The following is a 24,859-nucleotide window of genomic DNA, read 5'->3' as shown; positions in this document are numbered from 1 at the left end:
CGGTTTCTAACATGAGCAAGGCGATAGTCGAGCTGTCTCATCCGATCTCGGACGGCATGCTCACCTATCCCGGCCTGCCTGAACCGCGAGTCACCACACACATTGCACGTGACCGGTCGGCGCTGATCGATATGACCTACGAAATCGCGCGCGTGGATACCGTCGGCAATACGGGGACGTATATCACCGCGCCCTTCCACTTCCATGCCGATGGCGCCGATATCGCCGAGCTGCCGCTGGAACGGCTGTTCAACGTGCCGATCGTCATGATCCGCGCGGCGGGAGTCCGCGTAGTCGGGCCGGATGTAATCGGCGACCCGGCACGGCTGTGGGGCAAGGCGGTGCTCGTGCACACCGGATGGTCGGCGCGATGGGGATCGTCGGAGTATCGAGGCCCCGGCCACCCGTTCTTGGTCGGCGAGGTCGCCGATGCGCTGGTCGCCGCCAATGTGGCACTGGTGGGCATCGACTCGCTCGACGTCGATGACACGTCCCTGCCGACGCGGCCGTGCCACCACACACTGCTCGGGGCGGGAATCCCGATCATCGAGCAGCTGACGAACCTGGACGCGGTCCCCGACACCGGTGCCAGGCTGGTCGCACTCCCGGCGCCGGTGCGTGGGATGGGCTCGTTTCCGCTACGCGCGGTCGCCTGGACCGATCTCTCAATATTTGGGTGAGCTCGGCGGCTGGTACGCGGGATCGACCAGGCGCATGCCCGCAACATCATCGCGATTGTGCCACTGCGGCAAGGCTTTCCAGCGATGATGGAGGCGCTCGAGCGCGTCCCTATCGAGTTGGATGCCGAGGCCGGGTGCGTCGGGGACGGTGACGGCGCCCGCTTCGAAGACGATGGCTTCGGCGATCACATCCTCGGGCTGCCATGGGTAGTGGGTGTCGCAGGCATAGGTCAACTCGGGGACGGTTGCGGCGACGTGGGTCATTGCCGCCAGGCTGATCCCGAGGTGGGTGTTGGAGTGCATCGAGACGCCTTTGCCGTAGGCGTGGCAGACGGCGGCCAGGTCGCGGGTGGCGAACAGTCCGCCCCAGAAGTGATGGTCGGACAACACGATCTGGACGGCATCGAGATCGAAGGCGGGACGGACCTCCTCGATCGAGGTGACGATCATATTGGTGGCCAGCGGCATTCCGGTGCGGCGATGCACTTCGGCCATATCCTCGCGGCCGACGGTCGGGTCTTCCAGGTATTCGACGACACCCGAAAGTTGTTCTGCGACAGTCGTTGCGCTGCTCAGCGACCAACCGCCGTTGGGATCCAGCCGCAGCGGATGATCGGGAAACGCCTTGGCCAATGCCTCGATCGCGGCGACTTCTTCCTCGGGCGGGAATACGCCGCCCTTGAGTTTGAACGAGCGGAATCCGCCATGGGCGGCGAACTTCTCGGCCAAACGGACGACCCCGTCGGGATCGATGACCTCGCCCCAGTCGTCGGTCGGTGCGTCGGGGAACGGATGGTCGGCCCACTTGTAGAACAGATAGCCGGAATAGTCGACCCGGTCGCGGACCTTGCCGCCGAGCAAGGCGTGCACGGGCAGGCCGAGTTCGCGACCGTGGGCGTCGAGTGCGGCGGATTCGAAGGCCGATATCACGCTGAGTCGGACCTTGTCGGTGGTGAGTGTGCCGCGCAGTCCGCCCGCGATCGGGTTGTCGATCAGCACCTCCCCGGTGGTGTTCGCGCCGAGCAGGCGGATGGCGTTGACCGCGGCGACCGGCATACCGATCAGCTGTGGGGCCAGGTCGGCCGCACGGTCGAGGTAGACACGGTCGCCATAAGTTTCGCCGAGACCGCAAGCGCCGCTGTCGGTTTCGATCTCGACGATCAGGCGCGGCGTATACGGCTGGTGCACGCCACCGACATTGAGCAGTGGAGCGTCGGCGATGAGGATCGGGGTCAGTCGAACATCGGTGATAACGGGGGACATATCAGTCTCGCTTTCCGTCGACGCGACGCGGCAGCCGCCACGGGTTGGCCTCGCGCAGGGCGGGTGGGAGCAGTTGATCCGGAAAGCCCTGCCAGGCGATCGGCCGCAGGAAGCGGGCGATGGCGGCGGTGCCTACCGAGGTGGTGGTCGGGGCAGTGGTGGCCGGATACGGGCCGCCGTGCTGTTGGGCCCAGCTGACGGTGACACCGGTGGGCCAGTCGTTCCACAGCAGTCGGCCCGCGAGTGCGGTGAGGGCGGGCAGGAGGGGGCGCACATCGTCGATCTCGGAGTCCTCCGCAACGATCGTCGCGGTGAGTCCGGGCTCTATTTCGTGCAGAACCTGTTGCAACTCGATGGGATTCGCATATTCGACGACGAGCGCCGCCGGGCCGAAGCATTCCGCCTGCAGGGCCGCACCGCCTGACAGGAAATCGGTGGCGCGCACGCTCAGCAAGGTCGGTGCGAGCAGATCGTTTGCTGCCGAAAGGGCGGTGACTGCGGAATTTTCGCGCAGGGTGGTGACGCGCGATCGGAAGCCGTTGGCGATGTGCTCGTTGAGTAGCGGCCGTCGTGGCACGGCCGCGACCGCGGTGGTCAGCGCATCGGTGAGTCCGTGCTCCGACGGCAGCAGCAGCACACCGGGTTTGGTGCAGAACTGCCCCGCGCCAAGGGTGAACGATCCGACGAACCCCTCGACTATCTGTTGTCCGCGTGCGCGAATCGCGCCGGGCAGTACCACTACCGGATTGACGCTGCCGAGTTCGCCGTAGAACGGGATCGGGCGGGGTCGTGACGATGCGATATCGAACAATGCGCGGCCACCCGCCAGGGAACCGGTGAACGATGCGGCGGCGATATCCGGATGGCGCAGAGCGGTAGTGCCCGCCTCGACGCCGTGGATGACCGCGAAGGTGCCTTCCGGTGCCCCGGCCGCGGTCAGCGCTTCGCGCACGATCGCGCCGGTCCGTTCGGACAGCCGTGGATGGCCCGGATGTGCTTTGAGGACAACGGGACAGCCCGCGGCCAGTGCCGAGGCGGTATCGCCGCCCGCGACGCTGAACGCGAACGGGAAGTTGCTCGCGGCGAAAACGAGTGTCGGGCCGATCGGTACGAGGCTGCGCCGGATATCGGGTCGCGGTCCCATCGGCCAGCTCGGATCGGCGTGATCCACGGTGGCGGCGAGGAATTCGCCATCGGCGAGCACTTCGGCGAACAGTCGTAACTGGAAGGCGGTGCGGGTCAATTCGCCACGCAGGCGCGGTGTTTCGGGCAGATGGGTCTCGGCCGCGGCGAGCGGTAGGAGTTCATCGGCGGCGGCATCGAGGGCGTCGGCGATCCGGGTGAGCCACTGTGCGCGTTCGGTGGGTGTGGTGTCGGCGAGGCGGCCTGCGGCGTCGGTCGCGGCGGCGATGATCCGCGCTAGTTCGTCGAGGTCGGTGTCCATCAAATCCTCCCGGAGGTTGTGGCTGTTCATGCGATCGTGGCGACCAGCGCGGTCAGTTCGGCGAGCTCGGGCACGGTGAGATCGGTCAGCGGCGGCCGCACCGGGCCGGCCGGGTGACCGATGGCGGTCAGTCCGGCCTTGACGATCGACACCGCATAACCGGGAGCACGGTCACGAATATCGAGATAGGGGATGACGAAGTCGCGCAACCGCCGGTAGACCTCGTCGCGGTCGCGGGCCCGCACGGCGCGGAAGAAGTCGAGCGCGAACTCCGGCACGAAGTTGAAGATCGCGGAAGAGTATGTGGTGACACCCATTTCGGAATAGGGCAGGGCGAAGGTCTCCGCGGTCGGCAGCCCGCCGATATAGGTGAGCCGGTCGCCGAGCCGGGCATAGATGCGCGTCATCGTCTCGATATTGCCGACACCGTCCTTGAACCCGACCAGATTCGGGCAGCGCTCGGCCATCCTGGCCAAGGTCACGTCATTGCATGTCGCGTTGGCGCGGCTGTAGAAGATGACACCGAGCGAGGTGGCGGCGCAGATGGCCGCGACATGTTCGACCAGACCATCCGGCCCGGCCTCGGTGAGATACGGCGGCATGAGCAGAATGCCTTCGGCCCCAGCGGCTTCGGCGGAGCGGGCCTGTTCGATCGCCGCGGCGGTGCCCGCGGTGGCGGGTGCGACAACCGGGATCCGGCCACCGGTCTCGGCGACCGCGGCGCGAACCACCTGATCGATTTCGGGCGGCGTCAGCGAGAAACCCTCACCTGTACCACCCGCGGCGAACAGACCCGCCACCTCGTACTGGGACAGCCAGGCAATGTGTTTGCGGTAGGCGGCCTCGTCGAAGGCCAACTCGGCATCGAAATGCGTGACGGGGAAGGACAGTAACCCGCGGCCCAGTGCCGGGCCCAACTCGTCGGCGGACAGATGGGACATATGGATCCTTTCAAGGAGCGGGCGGCAGCGAATCGAGCAGTTCGATGACTCGGTGCAGCGCCGGATTGGCGCAGTCACGTCGCCAGATCGCGTGCAGGACAACGGGATCCTCGACGCCGATGAGCGGGCGGAACCGCACGCCGTCGGGATGCAGGTGGGTGGCGGATTCCGGTACCAGGGCCAGGCCGCGTCCGGCGGCCACCAGCGCGAGCATGGTGTGTACCTGGGTGAGTTCATGGGTGGCGGTGTATGGCACGGCGGCGAGGATGCCGGAGACCAGATCGGCGAAATAGCGAGCCGGGCCCGGCGCGTACACCAGCAGTGTTTCGCCGCCCAGCGCCTCGATCGCGATCGGACCGTCCCCGGCCAGTTCGTGCTGTTCCGGAACCGCCAGTATCAAACCTTCGGAATGCACCAGCCGCGAATCGAATTCGGTGCGGTCGAACGGCGGACGGGCCAGCGCCAGATCGAGGCTGCCGCTGCGCAGGTTCTCGAACTGGTCGGAGCTCACCATCTCGCGCAGCACGATCTCGACCTGGTCGAGTCCGGCCTCGATGTGATTGAGGAACCGCCCGAGGAACCCGAAACCCGATGCCGCGGTGAACCCGATCCGCACCGTGCCCGCCCCGCCCGCGGCGACCAGGCGGGCGGTGCCGGGCGCGGCACCGGCCAGCGCCAGCAGACGGCGCGCCTCGGTCAGGAAGACCTCCCCGGCCGGGGTCAGTTGGACCCGCCGCTGAGTGCGGTCGAACAGTTCCACGCCGATATCACGCTCGAGCTTCTGGATCTGGCGGCTGAGCGGCGGCTGCGTCATCCGCAGGCGTTCGGCCGCCCGCCGGAAATTACCCTCCTCGGCCACCGTGACGAAGCCGCGGACCTGCTCCAGCGACAGCATCGACATCGTTCTCCTCCTGCGTTGTGGCGTGCACTCCGCCTCGCCCGCAGATTGCGCTCTCCGCAGGCTATGACTCGCTACTGATACTCGTCCAACGCCAATTCAGCATCAACCGATACCTTGAAGGTATTTATTGGAGGGCGACGATCTCGACCCAGTTGGGATCGCGGCCGACCTCGAGCCGCTGTCGTGGGGTGAGCGAGCCGGTCGCGGGATCGACGGCGTAGCTGGTGACGGCATCAGATTTCTGCCCCGCGACCACCAGGAACCGCCCGCTCGGATCAATGGCGAAGCCGCGCGGCCGGGTCTCGGTGGGGGTGTGTCCGGCCGGATCGAGCAGCCCGGTTGCCGGGTCGATGCGGAATCCGGTGATCGTGCTCGAAGTCCGTTCGGCCACATACAGATAGCGGCCGTCGGGTGTGCTGCGCAGCTCCGAAGTCCAGGGTGGCCCACCGGACTCCGGCGGCCGCACCGACGCCGACGCGATGGGAGTCAGTGTGCCCGTGGAGGATTCGAAGCGGTAACTGTTCACCGTGCCATCCAGCTCATTCGTCATGAAGGCGAACGCGCCGGACGTTTGGAACACGAGGTGACGTGGGCCAGCTCCGGGTGCGGTCGCGACCTGGGGCGGCTCATTCGGTGTGAGCCGCCCGGTTTCGGCATCGAAGCGGTACTGCAGAATCACATCACCGCCGAGCGCTGCCGCGAACAGAAAGCGGTTCGACGGATCGGTGAGTATCGAATGCGCGTGCGGTGGTGTCGATTCCACCGCGATCGGCGGTCCGATGCCGCCATCGGACGCGATGGGATTGACGGCGATCTTGTCACCCGAATACGACGCGCTCAGCAGATAACGCCCGCTTCGATCCGTCGCGAGATAGGCCATATTGTCCGGCAACGGCGCGGTCGACAGTGGTGTCAATCGCCCCGTTGCCGGATCTCTGGCGAATACCGCCACCGTGAACGGGGTCGAGCGCAGCGATGCGTAGAGGTACCGGTGGTCTGGACTCATCGCCAAGGGCATCACCGTGCCGTCCACCGTCTGCGACTCGACGAGCGTCAGCGCACCGTCGTCGTCGAGTCGCAGCACCGAGATTTCGCGACTGTCGGCATTCGAGACATAAACCACGCTCATGCGGATTTACCGCTGACCCGGGCCCGCAACTCCAACTCGATCTGCTCCAGACTGCGACCATTGGTCTCCGGCACGAACCGCTGCACCAGCATGAACATCACCACGCTGACCGCGGCGAAGATCCACGCCGAATAGCCGAGTCCGAGGTGATCGTTCATCACCGGGAACAGGAAGGTGATGGCGAAGGTCGAACTCCACAGCACGACACTGCCGACACCCATGCCGACGCCACGCACCCGCAGCGGGAAGATCTCCGCCATCATCACCCACACCACCGCGCCCCAACCCAATTCGTAACCCGCGAGATAGACATTGAGCAGAATCAGCGTCGTGAGGCCGGTAATAGTGTGATTGTGCACGCCGAGCACGATGGCGCCGAGCAGGAACAGGGACGAGGCCATACACACATTGCCGAGCAGCAGCAAAGGCTTTCGGCCCCAACGGTCCACGACGAAGATCACCCAGGCCGTGAATGCCACCTTGATCGCCCCGAGCACAATGGACGCCAGCAGCGACGTCGAATTTCCGAAGCCGAGATCCTTGAACATGGTCGGCGCGTATACATTCACGGCATTGACACCCGAGAACTGTTGTCCGACAGCCAGAATAAGCGCCACCACCAAAGCGGGCCGCGCCCACGGTGCCAGCAGATCGCGCAGCCGCCCCTTCTGCTGCTCATCCAATCGAATGACCGAGCGAATGCTGTTGATCTCGGATTCGATCTCATCGGCGCGGTGGGTACCCGCCAGCACGGCCCGCGCTTCCTCCTCGCGCCCGGCATGGACCAGCCACCGCGGCGTCTCCGGCAGCACCGACATACCCGCCAACAGCGCCGCAGCGGGAATCGCCGCGACCGCGAACATCATGCGCCAGTTACCGCTGCCGGACAGTGCCCAGTCCACGATGTAGGCGATCAGAATGCCCGAGACGATCATCAGCTGATTCAGCGTCGACAATGCGCCGCGTGCCCTGGTCGGGGCGAGTTCGGACAGGTAGGTGGGCACCGTCGCCGACGAACACCCCACCGCGATGCCGGTAATGAAACGGGCGATCACCAGCGTCGTCACATTGGGCGCGAGCGCACAGCCAAGTGCGCCGACCGCGAAGACCGCGGCCGCCGACATGATGGTTCGCCGCCGTCCCAGCCGATCGGTGATCCGTCCGGCAATGGCCGCGCCGATCACCGCACCGGCGGCCAGGCAGCCACCGATCACACCCTGCGTCACCGAGGACAGATGCCAGGACTTCTTGATGAACAGCAGCACGCCGGAAATGACCCCGAGGTCGTAACCGAAGAGAATGCCGCCGAGTGCGCCGAAGAAATAGAGAAATTTGACATTGGACGCGAGCGCCGATTTCGGTGCCGTCGTCGTTGTTCTGAATTGCATTGTGCTGCACTTCTTTCGCGGTGGAGCAAAGTGTCATCAGCGTCACATGCTGATGGTGCGAAGTTCGGAGAAAGGCGATTCCGTCTGGGTATCGGCTGATGCGTTTTTCGGTGGCGGTCAGAGCGGATTCGGTTTGCCGAGTGGTGTTTCCACGAACGGGCCACCGATAAGCCACGGGCGGGGATGACCGACAGTCGGAATATCGGCGGCGAACTGTTCGGCATCGTCGCGGCTGTGATAGCCGAGTTCTTCGGCCTCGCGCAGGGATACGACGGCACGGGTATTGGCGGACACGCCCCAGATCACCCGATAGCCTGGTCGCTCGGCGGCCAGGCAGGCCTCGAACAGTCGCGCACAATCATTGGGGGACAACCACATCGACAGTCCGCGCGCATCGTGCGGACGCTCGAAACATGATCCGATCCTGACGCAGATCACATCCATGCCGAAGCGGGAATGATAGAGACTGCCGAGCGCCTCGACGGCCACTTTGCTGACACCGTAGTAGGTATCGGGCCGGGGCGAAGCGTCTCCGGGAATCGGTTCATCGCCCACGGCGCGGAATCCCACGGCATGATTGCTCGAGGCGAGCACGACCCGCGGTACACCGGCTTGCCGCGCCGCCTCCAAAACCGTATGCGTGCCATCGATATTGACGGCGAGAACGTTGTCCCAGCTGTCTTCTCGGCTGATCCCGCCGAGATGGATGATCGCATCCACATCCCGGCAGGCCGCTGCCATGGTGGCCGGATCGGTGAGCGATCCGGTGACGAACTCGACCCGTTCGCCTGCTGTCGGCGCGGGGAGTTCGGTCAGATCCAATAGCCGCAGAATGCGATCGGGACGCCGTAGACGCGGCCGCATCAACGTGCCGATACCGCCCCCGGCGCCGGTAATGAGAATTCGCTGATCATTCATGCGGCATCGGTCTCGCTCATACAGCCGAAAATGCCGACAGAACTGCTGGTTTCGCACATCGTGTCCTCCTGTGTACGAGCGCAAGTGTGGGGTAGGTCACTTCCGCTCGAACGTGTCAGAAGGGTATTGCGCTGGATTGATGCCTGTCCAACACCGTTTCTGTATCGACCGATGCCACACGGGCATCGGTCGATCATCTACGCAAGCCGTTCATCGACGCGGCCAGCAAATCGCCCAGATGAGCACCGCCAGCGGCAGCCCGGCTGCCAGCAGCAACCCGAACCAGCAGCTCATCCGAGTTGCCCCGGTGCTCGGACGGTCGCCCATCTCGCGAAACTCATTCGTGGCGTGGCGGTTTCGATGTCCACGATACACATCACCGCATGCAGCGTGATGGCGTCCAGGTGGCCCGGCGATGGCATGATCACCGCATCGACATCGGCAGCACGTACCTGATCGACCAGCGGCAGTACGGAGCTGTCCGATGGCCAAACGAGCAGGTAGCCGAGACGGCGCGCCAGCCGCCGCACCAGCGCCGCGTCCCAGTGTGGAGCCTCCGACACGGCCGAATCGATCCAGCCCAGCGCGGTTGGCCGCGCCCTCATCGCCGCGCCCTCCAGCCGGTCATCGCCGCGCGCCCACGCGGTGTGATCGACCAGCGTGCCCGGTGCGGCGTGGTCACAATCAAACCTCGGTCGGACAACCGACCGATCGCGCGCCGCGCGCTCCAGTTGGTGAGCTGTCCCTGTTGCATGATCTGGCCTGCGGTCAGCAGGCCGCCGGGCGCGAGCACGTCCAGTACCGCCGTCTCGGCTGCCGATCCCATCCGAATGCCCCCTTTTGGTGGTCTGCCACTTGGAGTGGCCCCTGCGCTGTCGGACGGGTTGTGGACCGCGCTGGGGCTGAAATCAGCGTCTCGCTTGTGCGACCTGGCCAACAGCGCAAAACTATCGGCAAATGGCAGCTGTCGATCCGGGCGCGGGGAGCGGACGATGAACAAGCAGTTCAGGTCACAAAGGCTGGCTCATGGCTGGACCCAGGCCGAGTTGGCCGAGCGGGTGTGCGCCGAGGTCGAGCGAATCACCGGCCAACGGTCGGCGGTGGACGCACAGGCCGTCAGCCGGATCGAATGCGGCGAGATCCGCTGGCCCAGACATGCGACACGACGCGCTCTCATGGCATTGTTGGAGGTCGATACGGAAGCGGCTCTCGGGCTGTATCCGAAACGGACCCAACGCGATGCCGAACGGGAGGAAGCTACGAAACGCCGCGCCTTCCTCGTAGGGGCCGGTCTGGCTGCGCCTCTGATCGCCGACGAGCCACCTCGCCGCATCGGTGCTCTCGATGTGGACGATATGCGCCAGAAGTTCGCGCGGCTCGCGGACCTCGACAGCTATCTCGGCGGCGCCGACACTTTCCGGCTCTACGCCACGGAGTTGACCCGGACCGAGCGCACGCTGAGCCGGTCCAGCAGCACCGTGAAGATACGCACCAGACTCACCGAGCTGGCCTCCGAGCAAGCCCAGCAAGCCGGATGGGCCGCATTCGATGCCGGATTCACCGATACGGCGCTGCGCCTGTTCGACTACAGCCGTCGCGCCGCCGACGAAGCGGGCAGCGCGGAACTTGCGGCAAACGCATTCGTGCACATCTCCTATGTCACGGGCAGCAGCGAATCCGCCCGCGCCGCTGAAACCGCTTGCACTGCAATCGCTTCCGTCGCGCATCCGAAAGCGCGTGCCCTGCTGGAATCGCGGCGTGCCTGGTCGTGCGCCATTGCCGGTGACCGCGACGGGGCGGATCGCGCACTGGGCATCGCGCGCGACGCGCTGGAGAGTACCGACTCGGCGGCTCCGCACTGGTGCGCCTGGATCGACCACGCCGAGCTGGACATCATGACAGGCCGCGTCTGGGCAGTGCTACATCAGCCGGAAAAGGCCACCGCGCCGCTGGAACGGGCGCTGACCGCCTACCCTGACCACTGGGCACGCGACAAAGCGCTCTATTTGACGTGGCTTGCGGACGCCTATCTGGACGCAGGCAATGAGACGCGTGCCATCACGGCCATCGACCAGGCGCTCACTTTGGCTGGTCGCGTCGCATCGGTGCGCCCGCTGCCCCGAGTGCGTGAAGTCGCGCAGCGGTGCGCCACCAGGGGCACCGGCGGTGTCGAACTCGCGCGTCGTGCCGCTACCGCACGGCCGCCTATTCTGGCCCAGTTGTAGTGCGCTCGACCCATTCGGCGTAGCTGTCCAGACACCACTCGACTGGAATTGCGGTGACTTCGGGACTGTCCCACGGGTGCAGTTCGGCGACGCGCGCGGCCAGCCGTTCACGGCGAGCGGTGGCGGTGCGAAGCGTCACCCGCCACTCCAGTCCTTCGCCGAGTTCGCCGCGATGCCAGAAAACCGACGCCGCAGGTCCGGTGATTTCGGCTCCGGCCGCGAGCCGTTCGCCGACAACCGCCTTCGCGATGGCCCGCGCGTCGTCTTCGGTCGGGGTTGTCGAGGTAACCGACCACACTCGTGCTGCCGTCATGACAGCTACCCTAGGTGTTCTCGTCACGTCGGGGAGAACCCAACGCGCGACCGACGGTGTCCACATCCTGCCTATAATTCGCCGACGAATCCGGGCGATTCCGTATACATGACAATGATGTGAGTACGCAGGCAGCGGCCATCTTCGACCCCGGCAATCGTACGTGTCTGCGCCGCAGTGCCATTCGGTTGGGCAGGTGGCCATTTATCCACCCGCCCAACCGGATTCGCGCCTACTTCGCCAGCGAGACGTCCCCGCCGCGCTCCAGCTTGGAATGCATGCGCGAGTACCCGAAGTACACGGCCAAGCCGATCACCAGCCATACCACGAAGCGCAGCCAGGTCTCCCACGGCAGCGACCAGATCAGGTAGATCGAGAAGCCGATGCCGACCAGCGGCACCACCGGCATGAGCGGCAATTTGAACGCGCGCGGCTGATCAGGTCGGGTGCGGCGCAGCACCATTACCGCGACGGAAACCACGATGAAGGCCATCAGAATGCCGATATTCGTCAGCTCGGCGACCACCGTGATATCGAGCAGACCGGCCATCGTCGCGGATCCGATGCCGACGATCCAGGTCACCCGGGTCGGCACCTTGCGGACCGGATGCGTCTTGGCGAACCACTCCGGCAGCAGCCCGTCGCGGCTCATCGCGAACCACACCCGGGTCACGCCGAGCATGAAGGTGAGCACCACGGTGACAATGCCGACGATGGCGCCGATCGCGATGATATTCGCGACGCCCGGCATGCCGACCGACTCGAACGCGGTGGAGAAACCGCTGGTCGGGCTGATCTCGGTGTACTTCTGCATCCCGGTCAGCACGAGCGTTGCCAGCACGTACAGCACCATCGCGATGGCCAGCGAGTAGATGATGGCCTTGGGCAGATGCTTCTTGCCGTCGACGGATTCCTCCGCGGCGGTACTCATCGCGTCATAGCCGAAGACGGCGAAGAAGACCGTTGCCGCACCGGTCCATACCGCGCCCACGTCGAATGGGAAGTACGGGGTGTAGTTGGAGCTGTCGATGTGGAAGACGCCGAGCACGATGATCAGCACGACCAACGCGACCTTGATACCCACGGCGACCGTCTCGAAGCGGCCGACGCTCTTGATGCCGCGCGACAGCAACCACGCGGTGCCCAAACAGAACAGCACTGCGAAGACGTCGATCACGTGGCCCTCGCCGGTGCCGTGCGCGCCCATCATCCAATCGGGCAGCGTGATATCGACTTGTCCCAGTAGGAATTTGAAGTATCCGGAGACGCCGATCGCGACCACTGCTGCCACCGCGATGTACTCCAGCAGCAGATCCCAGCCGATGAACCAGCCCGCGATCTCGCCGAGGGAAACATAGCCGTAGGTGTAGGCGGATCCGGCCTTCGGCACCATCCCGGCGAATTCCGCGTAGCACAGCGCCGCGCAGGCGCTGGCGACACCGGCGATCAGGAACGAGATGAGCACGGCCGGGCCCGTGACGGAATGCGCGACCGAACCGGCCAGGGCGAATATGCCCGCCCCGATGATGCCGCCGACGCCGATCGCCGTCAGCTGCCACAGTCCGAGTGACCGCTTCAGTTGCTCGTCCGCGGGCCCGGCGTCCTCCTCGATCTGCTCGAGGGGTTTGCGGCGCAACATCTGGCTGCGCAACTCCGCGAAGGACATGGGTCTTCCTTTCGTCCTCTGCGCTACCCGACAGTGCAGTAACGCAGATCACATTCTGAGCAGCACTCAGCTAATCGGACCACAAACGCGCTGTGATCGGCGAGTTGGATAAATAAACTTCGGCGGCCTTGTCCGACTGCACAGACAAGGCCGCCGAGCTGAGGATCAGCGCTGGCTGCCCGGTCGCAGCGAGCGCAGGAAGAACGCCACGTTGGCCGGGCGTTCGGCGAGTCGGCGCATGAAGTAGCCGTACCACTGATCGCCGTAGGGCACATAGACCCGAACGTGCCGCTCTTCGCGGACGAGTCGGCGCTGTTCGGCGTCGCGGATGCCGTAGAGCATCTGGAACTCGAAATCATCGGAGCCGCGGCGGGTTGCTGTGGCGAAAACCCCGGCGGCCTCGATGAGTGCCGGATCGTGGGTGGCGACCATCGGATAGCCGTCGCCGTTCATCAGCACCCGCAGACAGTCCAGATAGGACTGGTCGACCTCGGCTCGGCTCTGATACGCCACCGAAGCGGGTTCGCGATATGCGCCCTTGCACAGGCGAATTCGCGAGCCGGGACCGGAAAAGTCTCGGCAGTCGGCCTCGGTGCGCCGCAGATAGGCCTGTAGGACGGTACCGAGCGACGGGAAGTCGGCGCGCAACTCCCGCACGATCGACAGGGTCGAATCGGTGGTCGTGTGATCCTCGGCGTCGATGGTGACCAGCACGCCCGCATCCGCTGCGGCAGTGCAGATCTGGTGCGCGTGCTCGTGAGCGATCGCGTGACCGTCCGCTGGCAGTGATTGGCCGAGCGCCGAGAGCTTGAGCGAAACCTCCAGCGGCCCAACGGCCCCGGAATCACGGAGCAACGTGAGTAGCGACAGCAACGAAAGATAGTGTGTCACCGTATTGCGGGCCTGCTCGATATCGGTGGTGTCCTCGCCGAGATAGTCGACGGTGATATAGCGACCCGAACTCAGCAGATTCTTCACGGCCGCAACCGCATTCGGCTCGGATTCACCGGCAACGAAGCGATCCACCAGCTTCTTGGTGGTCGACATGCGGGTGACGGTGCGCTCCATGCGCGGCGAGCGCGAGGCGGCCAGCATGGCTGGGCGAAGCAGACCGGAAATGGCCATCAGATTTCCTCGGGTGCCTGGTGCGGATAGGTGTGCTCGGTCGGCGGGACGAAGGTTTCCTTGATGGTGCGGGCGGAGGTCCAGCGCAACAGATTCTGCGGCGAGCCGGCCTTGTCATTGGTTCCCGACGCGCGGGATCCGCCGAAGGGCTGCTGACCGACGACCGCGCCGGTGGGCTTGTCGTTGATGTAGAAGTTGCCAGCGGTGAAGCGCAGACTTTCGGTGGCCTTCGCCACGGCATTGCGGTCGTCGGCGATGATCGCGCCGGTTAGGCCATAGGCCGAACCGCGGTCGACCAGTTCGAGTGCCGCCTCGAAGGATCCGGCGACCGAATCGTCGTAGACGTGAACCGCGAGAATCGGGCCGAAGTATTCGGTGCTGAATGCCTCGTCGGTCGGGTCGTCGCCGAGCAGGATGGTCGGGTCGACGAAGTATCCGACGGTGTCGTCGGTATGTCCGCCAACCGCGATGGTCAAGCCCGAGGTGGCCTTGGCGCGGGCGATGGCATCGGCATTGCGATCGAAGGCACGCTGGTCGATGACCGCGCCGCCGAAGTTCGCGAAATCGGTGACATCGCCGTAGCTCAGCGCACCGACCTTATCGATGAGATCGCGGCCCATCTTGGCCCACACCGACTTCGGGACGAACGCGCGCGAGGCCGCCGAGCACTTCTGGCCCTGATAGTCGAAGGCGCCGCGGATCAGCGCGGTCGTCAGTACCTCCGGATCCGCTGAGCTGTGCGCCAGCACGAAATCCTTACCGCCGGTTTCGCCGACCAGGCGCGGATAGGTGTTGTAGTCGGCGATATTCATCGCCACCGAACGCCACAGGTGCTGGAAGGTCGCGGTCGAACCGGTGAAGTGAATGCCCGCGAGCCGTCGATCGGTCAGCGCGACATCGGAGATCTTCGGGCCCGCGCCGTGCACCATATTGATGACACCGGGCGGCAGACCCGCGGCCTCCAGCAGTTTCATCGTCCAATACGCGGCCACAGCCTGGGTGGGCGACGGCTTCCACAGGACCGTATTGCCCATCAGGGCGGGCGCGGTCGGCAGATTGCCCGCGATCGCGGTGAAGTTGAACGGGGTGATCGCGTAGACGAAGCCCTCGAGTGGGCGATACTCGACCTTGTTCCATACACCAGGGGTCGAGATCGGCTGGTCGGCCAGGATCTGCCTGGCGAAATGCACATTGAAGCGCCAGAAGTCGACCAGTTCGCACGGTGCGTCGATCTCGGCCTGGTAGGCGGTCTTGGACTGCCCCAACATGGTTGCGGCGGCGATGGTTTCGCGCCACGGGCCGGATAGCAGGTCCGCGGCGCGCAGGAAGATCGCGGCGCGATCCTCGAAGGACAGCGCCCGCCAGCCGGGTGCGGCGGCGGAGGCGGCGGCGATCGCATCCTCGACATCGCCGGCCTCGGCGGTGGTGAGGGTGCCGAGTACGGCGGCATGGTTGTGCGGCTGCACGACGTCGATGCTCTTACCCGAAGTGCGCCGGTGCTCGCCGCCGATGACATGGTGGATCTCGGTCGGCGTCGCGGCGAGTTCGGTCAGTTTCGCCCGCAGTCGTGCGCGTTCGGCGCTGCCCGGTGCGAAGGTGCCGACCGGCTCGTTGGCCGGGCGTGGGGTGGACACGATGGCGTCCATGAGTCCTCCTGTGTTGTTTCGAGCGATCTGCAAGCAATCGCGAGCGGCGCTGGTATATGACGGTGAGCCGAAGTCAACACCGCAAAACAGCCCGCAGAATCGGACAAGCGGACAAAGATGGGATGACCGGATTGGCGAGTTGTATGAAAGTGGGCAGTGGTCGTGGCTAGCGAGGGTGAGTTGGTGGCCGCGGACCTGGACCTGTTCGGATTGGCGCAGATGGTCGCCCAGAATGCGGGCGGGATGGTGTCCATCGAGGACCCGCAATCGCATGTGCTCGCGTATTCGGCCTCGGATCAGGCGGCCGACCAGCTGCGGGTGCTTTCGATCCTCGGCCGGGAGGGGCCGCGCGACTATCTGCGGGTGCTGCGCAAGTGGGGAGTGTTCGATCGGCTGCGCGGTACCGACGATGTCATCGACATACCGGCGCACGAGGAGCTGGATATCAAGCGCCGCCTGGTGGTGAGCATTCGCGAGCAGGCCGAGGGGAGCGCGCCGCGGGTGCTCGGCGCGATCTGGCTGCAGCAGGGCGACCGGCCGTTCAAACCGGATGCCGCGGAGATCCTGCGCGGTGCGTCGGCCATTGCCGCCCGGCTGATTTCGCGCAGTCTGGACGCGCCCTCCACCGAGGCGCTGCTGATTCAGCGGCTGTTCGGAACGGGTGGTGCTACCGCCGATGTGCCCGCCGTGGCGAGTGCGTTGAATCTGTCGCTGACCGGTCCGGCCGCGGTGGTCGGCTTCGCGGTCGCTCCCGGTGTGAAGTCGCCCGCCGCCTTCGGCAATATGCTTCGCCTGCGCGCCAGCTCATTTCGCGGGGATTCGCTGACGACCATCCTCGGCGATCGAGTGTATGTGCTACTGCCGCAATACCGTTCGGCACATGCCGTGACCGCGTGGACTCGTCAGCTGGTCGAACAGCTCGAAGCCGAATTCGAATTGCGCGCCGCCATCGCCTGTCCCATACCGGATCTGGCCCATGTCGCGGGCGCGCGCGCCGAGGTGGACCGGGTCCTCGACAGTACGGCCGCGACCTATCCGCGCGGCCGCGTGACCACGCTGGCCGAATCGCGCACCGCGGTACTGCTCGGCGAAATCCTCGATCTCGTCGGCCTGCGGCCGGAACTGCACGATCCGCGCCTGCGCAAGCTACTGGACTACGACCGTAAGCATTCCGCGAATCTGTGCGAAAGCGTCGAGACCTATCTGCGTGAACACGGCGATGTGCGCAATGCCGCGACGGCGCTGCAGGTGCATCCGAATACCCTGCGCTACCGGATCCGCCGGGTCGAGGACATTCTCGGGATGGACCTGACCGATCCCGCCGATCGCCTGCTGCTCGAACTCCAACTCGCCCTGCATCGCCGATCGCCCGAATAGGTGAGCACGCGAGCGATGATTATTCCGGCTTCCGTCCGTCTGATCTGGTGACACGGCATCAACCACCGACCAAGGAGATACCGATGCGGAAAATCACCGCCGGACTGTTCATCGCACTCGACGGCGTCGTCGAGAACCCCCAGGATTGGCACTTCCCGTACTTCAACGAGGAGATGGCCACGGCTGTCGACAGCCAGCTCGGCGCGGCCGACACGCTGCTGCTGGGCCGCAAGACCTACGAGGGGTTCGCCGGGGCCTGGCCGGAGCGGGAGGCCGCAGGCGATGTGGATGCCGAGATGGCCAAGAAGCTCGGCGACGCGCGCAAGATCGTGGTCACCCATCAGGATCTCACCTTCACCTGGCGCAATTCCGAAGTGCTGAAAGGTGATCTGGCGGAGGCCGTCGCGGCGCTCAAGGATGAGCCCGGCGACGCACCCATCGGCATCAGCGGATCGGTATCGGTTGTCCGCCAACTGCTCGAGGTCGGGCTCTTGGACGAACTGCACCTGCTGGTGCACCCGATCGCGGTGCGCAAGGGCCTGCGATTGTTCGAGGAGACCGACGCTGCGCTTCCGTTGCAACTGCTTTCGTCCAATACTTTCAAAACCGGAGTCGTCCACCTGGTGTACGCCAAGGCAGCGGCCGAAGGTGACGAAGGGTACGAGTACGCGAAACAGTTCCTGTCCCAAGAGGATTAGCAAGACGTCGAGTGGCATATGGTCCTGTGGCCATATGCCACTCGGGCGTCGCAACTGCGGAACTATGGTCTTCGCTTCGATCATTCCGCGTCGAGGACCTTGCGCGCGCGGCTGTAATTCTCGTTGCGCTCTGCGCTTCCGTTGCTTCCGCCGTTGATCGTATGCGTGATCGCGTCGATGTCCGATTTATCCGCATCTTCGTTCAAATCCTTGGAATCCCAATACCATCCAGCAGTAGCGAAGGCGTACTTCGGGTCTTCGGCCAGGTCGGGGTATTTGACGAAATCGACCTCGAAGGCGGTCAGCACCTGCCGGTGCGCGGGATCGTCAGGGACCAAGCGGTTTCGGTGGGTATGGGCGTAGTGACTGTCAGGTTTGCGCCGTAGCCGACAAGTGTTTCCGGCAATGGTTCGGGCACATGCTCCGCTATCGCGAGATCGGTTGGTGTCCAAGTGATTTCGTGCATGACGATGGCGAATTGGCGGTCGTCGAGGAGGACGTTGACCCGGATATCCTCGGCGACTGCCCGGCGGCGCATTGTCTGCAGTACCCGTTCCACGACTTCGAGCACTGCGGATGTGAGAGCCGGATCGAGGTCGTTGACCGGTCCGGCGAAGCCGACTTGGGACTGTGCGCCGAGTGCCTCGGCGGCCTCGCTGGCGAGTTCCATGATTTCCGTGCGGAATGGGGTCTCGATTTCGACTTCCGAGACGAGTTCCGCGACGGTGTCGCGGATGTGATCGATGACGGCGTCGAGTTCTTGGACCGCGTCGTCGATGCGGGCGGCGACGGCGGGTACACGGGCCAGCGGACGGATCCCGCTCAATCGCATTCCGATGCCGAACAGTTGATCGATCACCGTGCGGTGCAGTTCGTGGGCGATGCGGTCGCGTTCGTGGATGATCCGTAAGGCCCGCAGTCGTTTCTCGGCCAGCCGGAGGTCGACCAGATTGTCCACCCGTGCTCGGAGTTCGGCGACCTCGAATGGTTTCCGCAGGTAGTCGTTGGCGCCGGCACGCAGCAGCTCCAGCCGCGACCGCTCGTCTGCGCGTGCGCTGACGATGAGTACCGGAGTGTTGCGCAGCTCGTGGTCGGTACGGACCTTGTGCAGAAGTTCGTCGCCGCTCATCCCTGGCATCATGAGGTCGCACACGATCAGATCCGGCTTGTGTGCTCGGGCCAGCCGCAGTCCCGTACCGCCGTTGTCGGCGGCCGTGACCCGATAGGACTCGGAAAGCGCTTCCCGGATCAGGGCGTTGAGGTCGGCATTGTCCTCGACGACAATGACCGACGGTTTCGGTTCCGACTCATCCGATTCGGTCTCCGCATGTGTGGTGCGTTCGCCGCTCTTGGGCGTCAGCTCGGCGATCAGCGCGTCGGCGGCGTTACCTGCGCGAATCGGTGTGGGCTCGGTGGCCGAGCGGCGGACCGGGGTGCCCGGTGGTGCGGCTCGCGGCAGCTCGATCACGATCATCGCGCCACCCTCGGGAGCGTCGGTGATAGTGATGTCACCGCGCTGCAGGCGCACCAGGTCACGGACGATGCTGAGGCCCAAACCGGTGCCGCCCACCGCGCGGGTCGCCGCGCCATCGACCTGACGGAACCGCTCGAAGACCGCGGCGCGGTGCGATGCCGGTATGCCTGGGCCGCTATCGGCGATCTCGATGACCACGTCGTCATCGGCAGGGCGTACGGTGCAGCGGACCATGCCACCTTCGGGGACGAATTTGAAGGCGTTGGACAGCAGGTTCAACAGAATGCGCTGCAGGTGGTCGGGATCGAGTGCGGCGGGGACGGGCTGCGGCGCCTCGACCGCCAGGCGGATGCCGCGGTCGACCGCCATGGACTCGAAGAAGGCCGAGCCGAGCCGCACCTGCTCGGTGACATCGATCCAGGCATAATCGGGTCGTATCGCACCCGACTCCAGCTTCGAGGCGTCGAGCAGATCGTCGATCTGACGCTGCAGTATGCGCGCATTGCGCAGAATCAGCTCGAGCTCATCACGGTCGGCGGGCGCGCACCGGTCGAGCAACTTCTGGGTCGGCGCCAATATCAACATGAGCGGGGTTCGCAGCTCGTGGCTGATATTGGCGACGAACTGGCTCTTCAGTTCGTCCAGTTCCTTCGCGCGAGCGTACAACTGAGCCAGCTCGACATTGGCCTCCTTGAGCTGCCTGCTGGTTTCGGCGACCTCACGGGCTCGGGCGAACACCTCCTGTTCCATTTCCTGGCTCGAAGCCCGGAGTGCGGCCGTTTCCTCTCGTTTCGCCGCGTCGGATGCTTCGAGCCGGACGAAATCGGTGACATCCTCGACGCGGTGGATGACATAGCGCAGCTCGCCGTCGGTACCGAGGACCGGGGAGTTGGTCGGACTCCAGAATCGGGGTTCGAAGGCGCCGTCGGGGTTGCGGATGTCGTAGCGCTGAACCGGCATCGCATCGGTGACCCGGTCCCGCAGCACCCGTTCCAGCGATACCCGCAGGTTACGGACACCTTCTGCCGACGAATCGTCCGGATTGTCCGGAAATGCCCGGAAAATGTGCTTGCCGAGGAGGTCCTGTCGTTCGGTCATCGTCGCGGCGGCATATGCGTCGGTCACCGCGACAATGCACAGGTCGGCATCGAGTACCAGGTACAGACCTGGTGCGGACTCGAAAACGGCGCGGAAATCGATCTCCACGGACACACGTCGACTCTATCCCGAACGTGCGGCCACCGATATGAGCAGGTCAGGCCTGTACCGGCGCCTCGGACTCGCCCGTCTCGACGACCGTTCGCCTGGGGCCGGTGAACCAGTGTCTGGCCGACGCGAGCCACCAGATGCCGATCGCGCCCACCACGCCGACCAGGGTGATCGGTGCGTAATTGACGGTGTTCCAAGTGAATTCACTGTTCCATGGATAGCCGCGGTCATCGGTCGGCAGGATGAACAGCAGGCTGATCAGCACGATCCAGATCAGGGCGACGATGCCGACGGGTCGATACCAGGGACCGAGTTGCCAAGGGCCGGTGTGGAATCGGCCGCCGTGCAGTTGGCGTAACAGGATCGGGATCCCGTAGGCGATGTAGAGGCCGATGGTGGCGACGGAGGTGGCCGCCGCGTAGGCGGTCGGCGCGTTCTCCGCGGGCACCAGCATCGACGGGACCAGCAGCACGAACGAGAAGAACGAGATGAACAGCACCGCGTGCACCGGCACCTTGCGGGCCGAAAGTCGGGACCAGTAGGCCGATCCCGGCACAGCGCCGTCGCGGGAGAAGGCGAACAGCATGCGTGAGGCCGAGGTGACCGAGGCGTAGCCGCAGAACAGCTGCGCGATCGCGGCGATGATCAGCAGCAGCCCGGACCAGAACGAATTCAGCGAGTTCTGCAGGATGTAGATCACCGGGTAGCCGCTGTTCTTCGTCGGATCGAGCGCATCGTCGAGATTCGGAATGGCGAAGGTCACCGCCATGATGAGCAGATAACCGGCGACGGCCGAGACGACAATGGTATTGATAATGCCCTTGGCCGCCGTGCGCGCGGCATCATGGGTCTCCTCCGACATATGTGCCGATGCGTCGTAGCCGGTGAATGTGTACTGCGCGTGCAGCAACCCGAGCAGAAAGCTGAACGCCACCCCGCCGAAGCCGACCGCGCTGTTGTCGACGGTTTCGGTGAAGACGAAGCCGACGCTCTGATGGTGGCTCGCGCCGAACCCGAGCACCACGACGAAGATCGCCACACCGCCGACATGCCACCAGGCGGAGATGTTGTTGATGACCGCGGACAGATGTGGGCCGATAGCATTCAGTACGGCGTGCAGGATCAGGATCGCGGTGAAGACCAAAAAGATTGCGGTGCGGTCGGTTCCGATATCGATGCCGATCACATTGAGCACCGCGGTGGTGAAGATGGCCGCGCCGTAGTCGATGGCGGCGGTCACCGCGATCTGGCCGATCAGGTTGAACCATCCGGTGAACCAGCCCCAGACCGGACCGCCCAATTCGGACGCCCACCAGTACAGACCGCCGGAAGTCGGGTAGGCCGAGGCCAATTCGGCCATCGCCAGGCCCACGAACAACACCATGAGCGAGACCAGCGGCCAGCCCCACGCCATGGTGATCGGGCCGCCGTTGGCCAGACCGATGCCATAACTGGCCAGTCCGCCGGTCAGGATGGAGACGATGGTGAAGCTGATGGCGAAGTTGGAGAACCCGGACCAGGATCTCGCCAGTTCCTGTTTGTAGCCGAGTTCGGCCAGGCGCCGTTCGTCATCGGATGGTGTGGTGGCTTCGGTCATGATCGCTCCCGGGTGAAAACGCCGCCCTCATACGGCGTTTGCCAGAAGCTAAGTGTGAAGTGAGTGCTGGTCAATCGCAGGGAAATATGGAAACCGGGCCGTAATCTCTCGGCAATCGCACATTCGGAGATCGATCCGCGGAATCCGTGGTAGGCAGGACGGATGCGACCGATGCGCTCCTCCTATGACGTGGTGGTGGTCGGTGGTGGTCACAATGGGCTGGTGGCCGCCGCATACCTGGCGCGAGCCGGGCGTTCGGTGCTGGTGCTGGAGCGGCAGGAGCACACCGGCGGGGCCGCGGTTTCGGCGCGGGTGTTCCCGGGCGTCGATGCGCGATTGTCGCGGTATTCGTATTTGGTGAGCCTGCTGCCGCGGCAGATCGTCGAGGAACTCGGGCTGCGGTTCGGGACGCGGCGTCGGCGGATCTCGTCGTATACGCCGGTCGGGGACGGTGGACTGCTGGTCGATACCGGTTCCGAGGCCAGAACCAGGGACAGCTTCGTGCGGCTCACCGGTTCGGACCGGGATTTCCGGGCGTGGCAGGAGTTCTACGGCGCGACCGGGCGGCTCGCGCAGCGGGTGTTTCCGACGCTGACGCAACCGTTGCCGACGCGGTCGGAACTCGAGCGGGTTGTCGACGATCCCGCCACCTGGGCGGCGCTGTTCGAGCGGCCGCTGGGGGAGACGGTCGAGTCCACCTTTGCCGACGACATCGTGCGCGGGGTCGTGCTCACCGACGCACTCATCGGGACTTTCACCCATGCGCACGATCCTGAACTGCGGCAGAACCGGTGCTTCCTCTACCACGTGATCGGTGGCGGCACCGGCGACTGGGATGTCCCGATCGGCGGTATGGGCGCGCTCACCGACGCACTCGCCGACGCGGTGCGCGCCGCCGGTGCCGAGCTGATCACCGGTTGTGCCGTGACCGAGGTCGAATCCGACGATTTCACCGCCGAAGTGCGCTATGCGGACGGTGTGATCAGCGCGCGGCATGTGCTCGTCAGTGCGGCACCGCATGAGCTCGCGCAGCTGCTGGGCATACCCGGGGAGCCGAAACCCGAAGGCTCCCAACTGAAAGTGAATATGGTGCTGCGACGGTTACCTCGGTTGCGCGACGTTTCGACAGATCCGCGCGACGCATTCGCCGGGACATTTCATATCGCCGAATCGTATTCGCAACTGGAGCAGGCATATCGCGAGGCGTCCGGCGGACGGATCCCGGCGGCCCCGCCGTCGGAGATCTACTGTCACACCCTGACCGATCCCTCGATTCTCGCGCCCGGCTCCGATCTGCACACCCTCACGCTGTTCGGATTACACACTCCGGCAAGGCTTTTCGAGTCCGATCCGGAGGCGGCGAAGACGATGGCCGTGAAAGCCGCACTGGCCCAACTAGATGCGGTACTCGCCGAACCGCTTGTCGATTGCCTCGCGCTCGACGAGGAGGGTGCACCATGTATCGAGGCCAAGTCGCCGGTAGACCTGGAACGAGAGGTGGCCCTACCCGGCGGGCATATCTTCCACCGAGACCTGGCCTTCCCTTATCGCTCCGGCGAAGCCGATACTCCGGCGGCTCGCTGGGGCGTGGCCACGGACGTGCCGAATGTCTTCCTCTGTGGGGCGGGTGCGATTCGCGGTGGCGGCGTCAGCGGCATCCCCGGGCACAATGCCGCGATGGCAGTCCTCGAAACTCGCTGACTTCGGATAGGTGATGCACCATCGATGTGTGCTACATCACAAAATGTATCCGCTAATGTGTAATACGTATTAATTTCACCCGAGGAATGACTGGGGACGGATGTGCCGCGGGGTTTGCGCGGAAGGATTTGCGTTTGCGGATGACGGAATCCGAGTGCGGCGTTCCGATTTCCTGCACGAGGTGCAACCGGCTGACGTAAGTGCCAATCAGGCATCAATGTGATGTATATCACATCATGATCGACTTGAGAATGATGCAGCGGCAATTAATGGGCAAATAGTAACGATTTGGTTACGCATGGACGGCGTGCTGCGGCTTTAATGACGTTGCTTCCGAAGTCCACCCGTTAGGAATACCAAAGCATGTTGATGAGGAAATTCGCCGCGACCTCGGCGCTGGTGATCGCGGCGCTCGGCGTCACGGCCGGGACCGTGAATGCCGCTCCCGAAACCGACAACGGCGTCGTGAACTACACGGCCACCACGACCCAGTCCTCGACCATTATCAAGACCGATGCCGGTTCGCTGGTCGAGGAGAACGGTGTCTTCAAGGTCAAGGCCGTCGACGGCACCACTCTCGCGGGCACCGATTTGTCGTTCCGGGTGGACGATTTCGTCTTCCCGATCGCGGCGGATATCCAGGACCACACCGCGACGCTGACCCCGCAGTTCGATATGGCCCACGCCGCGTACAAGCCGGTCGCGCTGCCGTATGAGGACAAGGCCCCATGGAAGTCCGACTACGACCGTGAACAGGCCGCCTGGAGCCGCCTGACCAGCACCATCAGCATGGGCGCCACCATCGGCACCCTGGTCGGTGGTCTCGGCGGCGGTGCCCTCGGCTGCGTCCTGGGCGGCATCGCGGGCGCGACCGTCGCCGCGGCCACCATCGTCGGCCTGTTCGGCCCCTTCATCCCCGCTGCCGCGATCGGCTGCATCGGCGGCATCATCGCCGTCGGCGCGCTCGGCACCCTGGCCGGACAGATCTTCGTCACGGCTCCGGTCGCCATCGCCGCCGCGATCCAGTACTTCACCACGATCAACCAGGCCCCCGTGGCACCGAAGTAAATCTGGTAGCCGATCGGCGGGCGCTCGCATCGAGCGCCCGCCGATTTGTGCTGTCGGTCCCGAAGTTGCCGGCTACCGATCTGGCGCGCAGTGTCA

21 protein-coding genes and 1 pseudogene are annotated in these 24,859 nt (G+C 64.9%); 6 read left to right on the top strand and 16 right to left on the bottom strand.

Going from position 1 to position 24,859, the window contains the following annotated elements:
• The first annotated feature begins 11 nt into the window (after nucleotides 1-11).
• Nucleotides 12-680, top strand: coding sequence for a cyclase family protein (locus ACQPYR_RS26985; protein ID WP_433621745.1), 669 nt, complete (start codon nucleotides 12-14; stop codon nucleotides 678-680).
• On the opposite strand, the gene ACQPYR_RS26980 is transcribed toward ACQPYR_RS26985, so the two are convergent.
• The 9 genes from ACQPYR_RS26980 to ACQPYR_RS26940 all read right to left on the bottom strand — a co-directional run bounded on the left by ACQPYR_RS26980 (nucleotide 666) and on the right by ACQPYR_RS26940 (nucleotide 9,490).
• A complete protein-coding gene (locus ACQPYR_RS26980) occupies nucleotides 666-1,943 on the bottom strand; it encodes a glucarate dehydratase family protein (protein WP_433621744.1) in 1,278 nt (425 codons plus the stop codon). The two genes, ACQPYR_RS26985 and ACQPYR_RS26980, sit on opposite strands and share 15 nt — an antisense overlap.
• A 1-nt stretch (nucleotide 1,944) precedes the next feature.
• A complete protein-coding gene (locus tag ACQPYR_RS26975) occupies nucleotides 1,945-3,387 on the bottom strand; it encodes an aldehyde dehydrogenase (NADP(+)) (protein ID WP_433621743.1) in 1,443 nt (480 codons plus the stop codon).
• A 26-nt stretch (nucleotides 3,388-3,413) separates the two neighbouring features.
• Nucleotides 3,414-4,328 (bottom strand): 5-dehydro-4-deoxyglucarate dehydratase, encoded by a 915-nt coding sequence (kdgD, locus tag ACQPYR_RS26970; RefSeq protein ID WP_433621742.1) that lies wholly within the window; start codon nucleotides 4,326-4,328, stop codon nucleotides 3,414-3,416.
• Nucleotides 4,329-4,338: 10 nt separating this feature from the next.
• Nucleotides 4,339-5,229: a LysR family transcriptional regulator gene (locus tag ACQPYR_RS26965; RefSeq protein WP_433621741.1), complete on the bottom strand. Its 891-nt coding sequence runs from the start codon at nucleotides 5,227-5,229 to the stop codon at nucleotides 4,339-4,341.
• A gap of 124 nt (nucleotides 5,230-5,353) precedes the next feature.
• Nucleotides 5,354-6,358: a lactonase family protein gene (locus tag ACQPYR_RS26960; protein ID WP_433621740.1), complete on the bottom strand. Its 1,005-nt coding sequence runs from the start codon at nucleotides 6,356-6,358 to the stop codon at nucleotides 5,354-5,356.
• Entirely contained in the window at nucleotides 6,355-7,746 is a 1,392-nt protein-coding gene (locus ACQPYR_RS26955) for a sugar porter family MFS transporter (protein WP_433621739.1), read from the bottom strand. The genes ACQPYR_RS26960 and ACQPYR_RS26955 overlap by 4 nt, the downstream gene beginning before the upstream one ends.
• 117 nt (nucleotides 7,747-7,863) lie before the next feature.
• Entirely contained in the window at nucleotides 7,864-8,664 is an 801-nt protein-coding gene (locus ACQPYR_RS26950; protein WP_433621738.1) for an NAD-dependent epimerase/dehydratase family protein, read from the bottom strand.
• Between the two features lie 290 nt (nucleotides 8,665-8,954).
• A complete protein-coding gene (locus ACQPYR_RS26945; protein ID WP_433621737.1) occupies nucleotides 8,955-9,269 on the bottom strand; it encodes a hypothetical protein in 315 nt (104 codons plus the stop codon).
• Entirely contained in the window at nucleotides 9,266-9,490 is a 225-nt protein-coding gene (locus ACQPYR_RS26940; RefSeq protein WP_433621736.1) for a hypothetical protein, read from the bottom strand. Before ACQPYR_RS26940 ends, ACQPYR_RS26945 begins: the two co-directional genes overlap by 4 nt.
• 166 nt (nucleotides 9,491-9,656) lie before the next feature.
• On the opposite strand from ACQPYR_RS26940, the gene ACQPYR_RS26935 reads away from it, so the two are divergent.
• Nucleotides 9,657-10,889, top strand: a complete 1,233-nt coding sequence (locus ACQPYR_RS26935) for a hypothetical protein (protein ID WP_433621735.1) — start codon at nucleotides 9,657-9,659, stop codon at nucleotides 10,887-10,889.
• Here the strand turns inward: ACQPYR_RS26935 and cutA are convergent.
• The 4 genes from cutA to pruA form a co-directional block, all read right to left on the bottom strand.
• Nucleotides 10,870-11,202: a divalent-cation tolerance protein CutA gene (gene cutA, locus ACQPYR_RS26930; RefSeq protein ID WP_433621734.1), complete on the bottom strand. Its 333-nt coding sequence runs from the start codon at nucleotides 11,200-11,202 to the stop codon at nucleotides 10,870-10,872. The two genes, ACQPYR_RS26935 and cutA, sit on opposite strands and share 20 nt — an antisense overlap.
• Before the next feature lie 232 nt (nucleotides 11,203-11,434).
• A complete protein-coding gene (locus tag ACQPYR_RS26925; protein ID WP_433621733.1) occupies nucleotides 11,435-12,868 on the bottom strand; it encodes an amino acid permease in 1,434 nt (477 codons plus the stop codon).
• Nucleotides 12,869-13,033: 165 nt separating this feature from the next.
• Nucleotides 13,034-13,993, bottom strand: coding sequence for a proline dehydrogenase family protein (locus ACQPYR_RS26920; RefSeq protein ID WP_433621732.1), 960 nt, complete (start codon nucleotides 13,991-13,993; stop codon nucleotides 13,034-13,036).
• Nucleotides 13,993-15,639, bottom strand: coding sequence for an L-glutamate gamma-semialdehyde dehydrogenase (gene pruA, locus ACQPYR_RS26915; RefSeq protein ID WP_433621731.1), 1,647 nt, complete (start codon nucleotides 15,637-15,639; stop codon nucleotides 13,993-13,995). The genes ACQPYR_RS26920 and pruA overlap by 1 nt, the downstream gene beginning before the upstream one ends.
• A 180-nt stretch (nucleotides 15,640-15,819) precedes the next feature.
• Between pruA and ACQPYR_RS26910 the strand changes: the two are divergent.
• Nucleotides 15,820-17,016 (top strand): annotated as a pseudogene (locus ACQPYR_RS26910) (PucR family transcriptional regulator); the annotation flags it as partial.
• 83 nt (nucleotides 17,017-17,099) lie between these two features.
• Nucleotides 17,100-17,714 (top strand): dihydrofolate reductase family protein, encoded by a 615-nt coding sequence (locus ACQPYR_RS26905; RefSeq protein ID WP_433621730.1) that lies wholly within the window; start codon nucleotides 17,100-17,102, stop codon nucleotides 17,712-17,714.
• Nucleotides 17,715-17,794: 80 nt separating this feature from the next.
• Here the strand turns inward: ACQPYR_RS26905 and ACQPYR_RS26900 are convergent, their stop codons facing one another.
• Genes ACQPYR_RS26900 through ACQPYR_RS26890 form a run of 3 tightly spaced genes read right to left on the bottom strand, consistent with a single transcriptional unit; the run spans nucleotide 17,795 to nucleotide 21,994 of the window.
• Nucleotides 17,795-18,052 carry a hypothetical protein gene (locus ACQPYR_RS26900; RefSeq protein WP_433621729.1) on the bottom strand — a complete coding sequence of 86 codons (258 nt, stop codon included), beginning with the start codon at nucleotides 18,050-18,052 and terminating at the stop codon, nucleotides 17,795-17,797.
• Nucleotides 18,016-20,400: an ATP-binding protein gene (locus tag ACQPYR_RS26895; protein ID WP_433621728.1), complete on the bottom strand. Its 2,385-nt coding sequence runs from the start codon at nucleotides 20,398-20,400 to the stop codon at nucleotides 18,016-18,018. Before ACQPYR_RS26895 ends, ACQPYR_RS26900 begins: the two co-directional genes overlap by 37 nt.
• Nucleotides 20,401-20,443: 43 nt before the next feature.
• Nucleotides 20,444-21,994, bottom strand: a complete 1,551-nt coding sequence (locus tag ACQPYR_RS26890) for an amino acid permease (protein ID WP_433621727.1) — start codon at nucleotides 21,992-21,994, stop codon at nucleotides 20,444-20,446.
• 171 nt (nucleotides 21,995-22,165) lie between these two features.
• Between ACQPYR_RS26890 and ACQPYR_RS26885 the strand changes: the two genes are divergently transcribed.
• Both ACQPYR_RS26885 and ACQPYR_RS26880 read left to right on the top strand, forming a co-directional pair.
• Nucleotides 22,166-23,695: a phytoene desaturase family protein gene (locus ACQPYR_RS26885; protein WP_433635254.1), complete on the top strand. Its 1,530-nt coding sequence runs from the start codon at nucleotides 22,166-22,168 to the stop codon at nucleotides 23,693-23,695.
• A gap of 363 nt (nucleotides 23,696-24,058) precedes the next feature.
• Complete coding sequence (locus ACQPYR_RS26880) at nucleotides 24,059-24,763, top strand: hypothetical protein (RefSeq protein WP_433621726.1); 705 nt, start codon at nucleotides 24,059-24,061, stop codon at nucleotides 24,761-24,763.
• Nucleotides 24,764-24,859 lie beyond the last annotated feature (96 nt).

Origin of the sequence: Nocardia sp. CA-120079, assembly GCF_050955745.1 — a bacterium.
In the GTDB taxonomy this organism is placed as follows: Bacteria; Actinomycetota; Actinomycetes; order Mycobacteriales; family Mycobacteriaceae; genus Nocardia.
The sequence above is the reverse complement of the archived record's forward strand: the minus strand, read 5'-3'. Positions and strand labels throughout refer to the sequence as shown.

Bases quoted from the DNA above. Each gene is read 5' to 3' on its own strand.
- pruA (WP_433621731.1), bottom strand. From the start codon at position 15,639: ATGGACGCCATCGTGTCCACCCCACGCCCGGCCAACGAGCCGGTCGGC.
- ACQPYR_RS26960 (WP_433621740.1), bottom strand. From the start codon at position 6,358: ATGAGCGTGGTTTATGTCTCGAATGCCGACAGTCGCGAAATCTCGGTG.
- ACQPYR_RS26945 (WP_433621737.1), bottom strand. From the start codon at position 9,269: ATGAGGGCGCGGCCAACCGCGCTGGGCTGGATCGATTCGGCCGTGTCG.
- ACQPYR_RS26925 (WP_433621733.1), bottom strand. From the start codon at position 12,868: ATGTCCTTCGCGGAGTTGCGCAGCCAGATGTTGCGCCGCAAACCCCTC.
- ACQPYR_RS26885 (WP_433635254.1), top strand. From the start codon at position 22,166: ATGCGCTCCTCCTATGACGTGGTGGTGGTCGGTGGTGGTCACAATGGG.
- ACQPYR_RS26905 (WP_433621730.1), top strand. From the start codon at position 17,100: ATGCGGAAAATCACCGCCGGACTGTTCATCGCACTCGACGGCGTCGTC.
- ACQPYR_RS26965 (WP_433621741.1), bottom strand. From the start codon at position 5,229: ATGTCGATGCTGTCGCTGGAGCAGGTCCGCGGCTTCGTCACGGTGGCC.
- ACQPYR_RS26880 (WP_433621726.1), top strand. From the start codon at position 24,059: ATGTTGATGAGGAAATTCGCCGCGACCTCGGCGCTGGTGATCGCGGCG.
- ACQPYR_RS26950 (WP_433621738.1), bottom strand. From the start codon at position 8,664: ATGAATGATCAGCGAATTCTCATTACCGGCGCCGGGGGCGGTATCGGC.
- kdgD (WP_433621742.1), bottom strand. From the start codon at position 4,328: ATGTCCCATCTGTCCGCCGACGAGTTGGGCCCGGCACTGGGCCGCGGG.
- cutA (WP_433621734.1), bottom strand. From the start codon at position 11,202: ATGACGGCAGCACGAGTGTGGTCGGTTACCTCGACAACCCCGACCGAA.
- ACQPYR_RS26985 (WP_433621745.1), top strand. From the start codon at position 12: ATGAGCAAGGCGATAGTCGAGCTGTCTCATCCGATCTCGGACGGCATG.
- ACQPYR_RS26920 (WP_433621732.1), bottom strand. From the start codon at position 13,993: ATGGCCATTTCCGGTCTGCTTCGCCCAGCCATGCTGGCCGCCTCGCGC.
- ACQPYR_RS26935 (WP_433621735.1), top strand. From the start codon at position 9,657: ATGAACAAGCAGTTCAGGTCACAAAGGCTGGCTCATGGCTGGACCCAG.
- ACQPYR_RS26980 (WP_433621744.1), bottom strand. From the start codon at position 1,943: ATGTCCCCCGTTATCACCGATGTTCGACTGACCCCGATCCTCATCGCC.
- ACQPYR_RS26975 (WP_433621743.1), bottom strand. From the start codon at position 3,387: ATGGACACCGACCTCGACGAACTAGCGCGGATCATCGCCGCCGCGACC.
- ACQPYR_RS26955 (WP_433621739.1), bottom strand. From the start codon at position 7,746: ATGCAATTCAGAACAACGACGACGGCACCGAAATCGGCGCTCGCGTCC.
- ACQPYR_RS26890 (WP_433621727.1), bottom strand. From the start codon at position 21,994: ATGACCGAAGCCACCACACCATCCGATGACGAACGGCGCCTGGCCGAA.
- ACQPYR_RS26940 (WP_433621736.1), bottom strand. From the start codon at position 9,490: ATGGGATCGGCAGCCGAGACGGCGGTACTGGACGTGCTCGCGCCCGGC.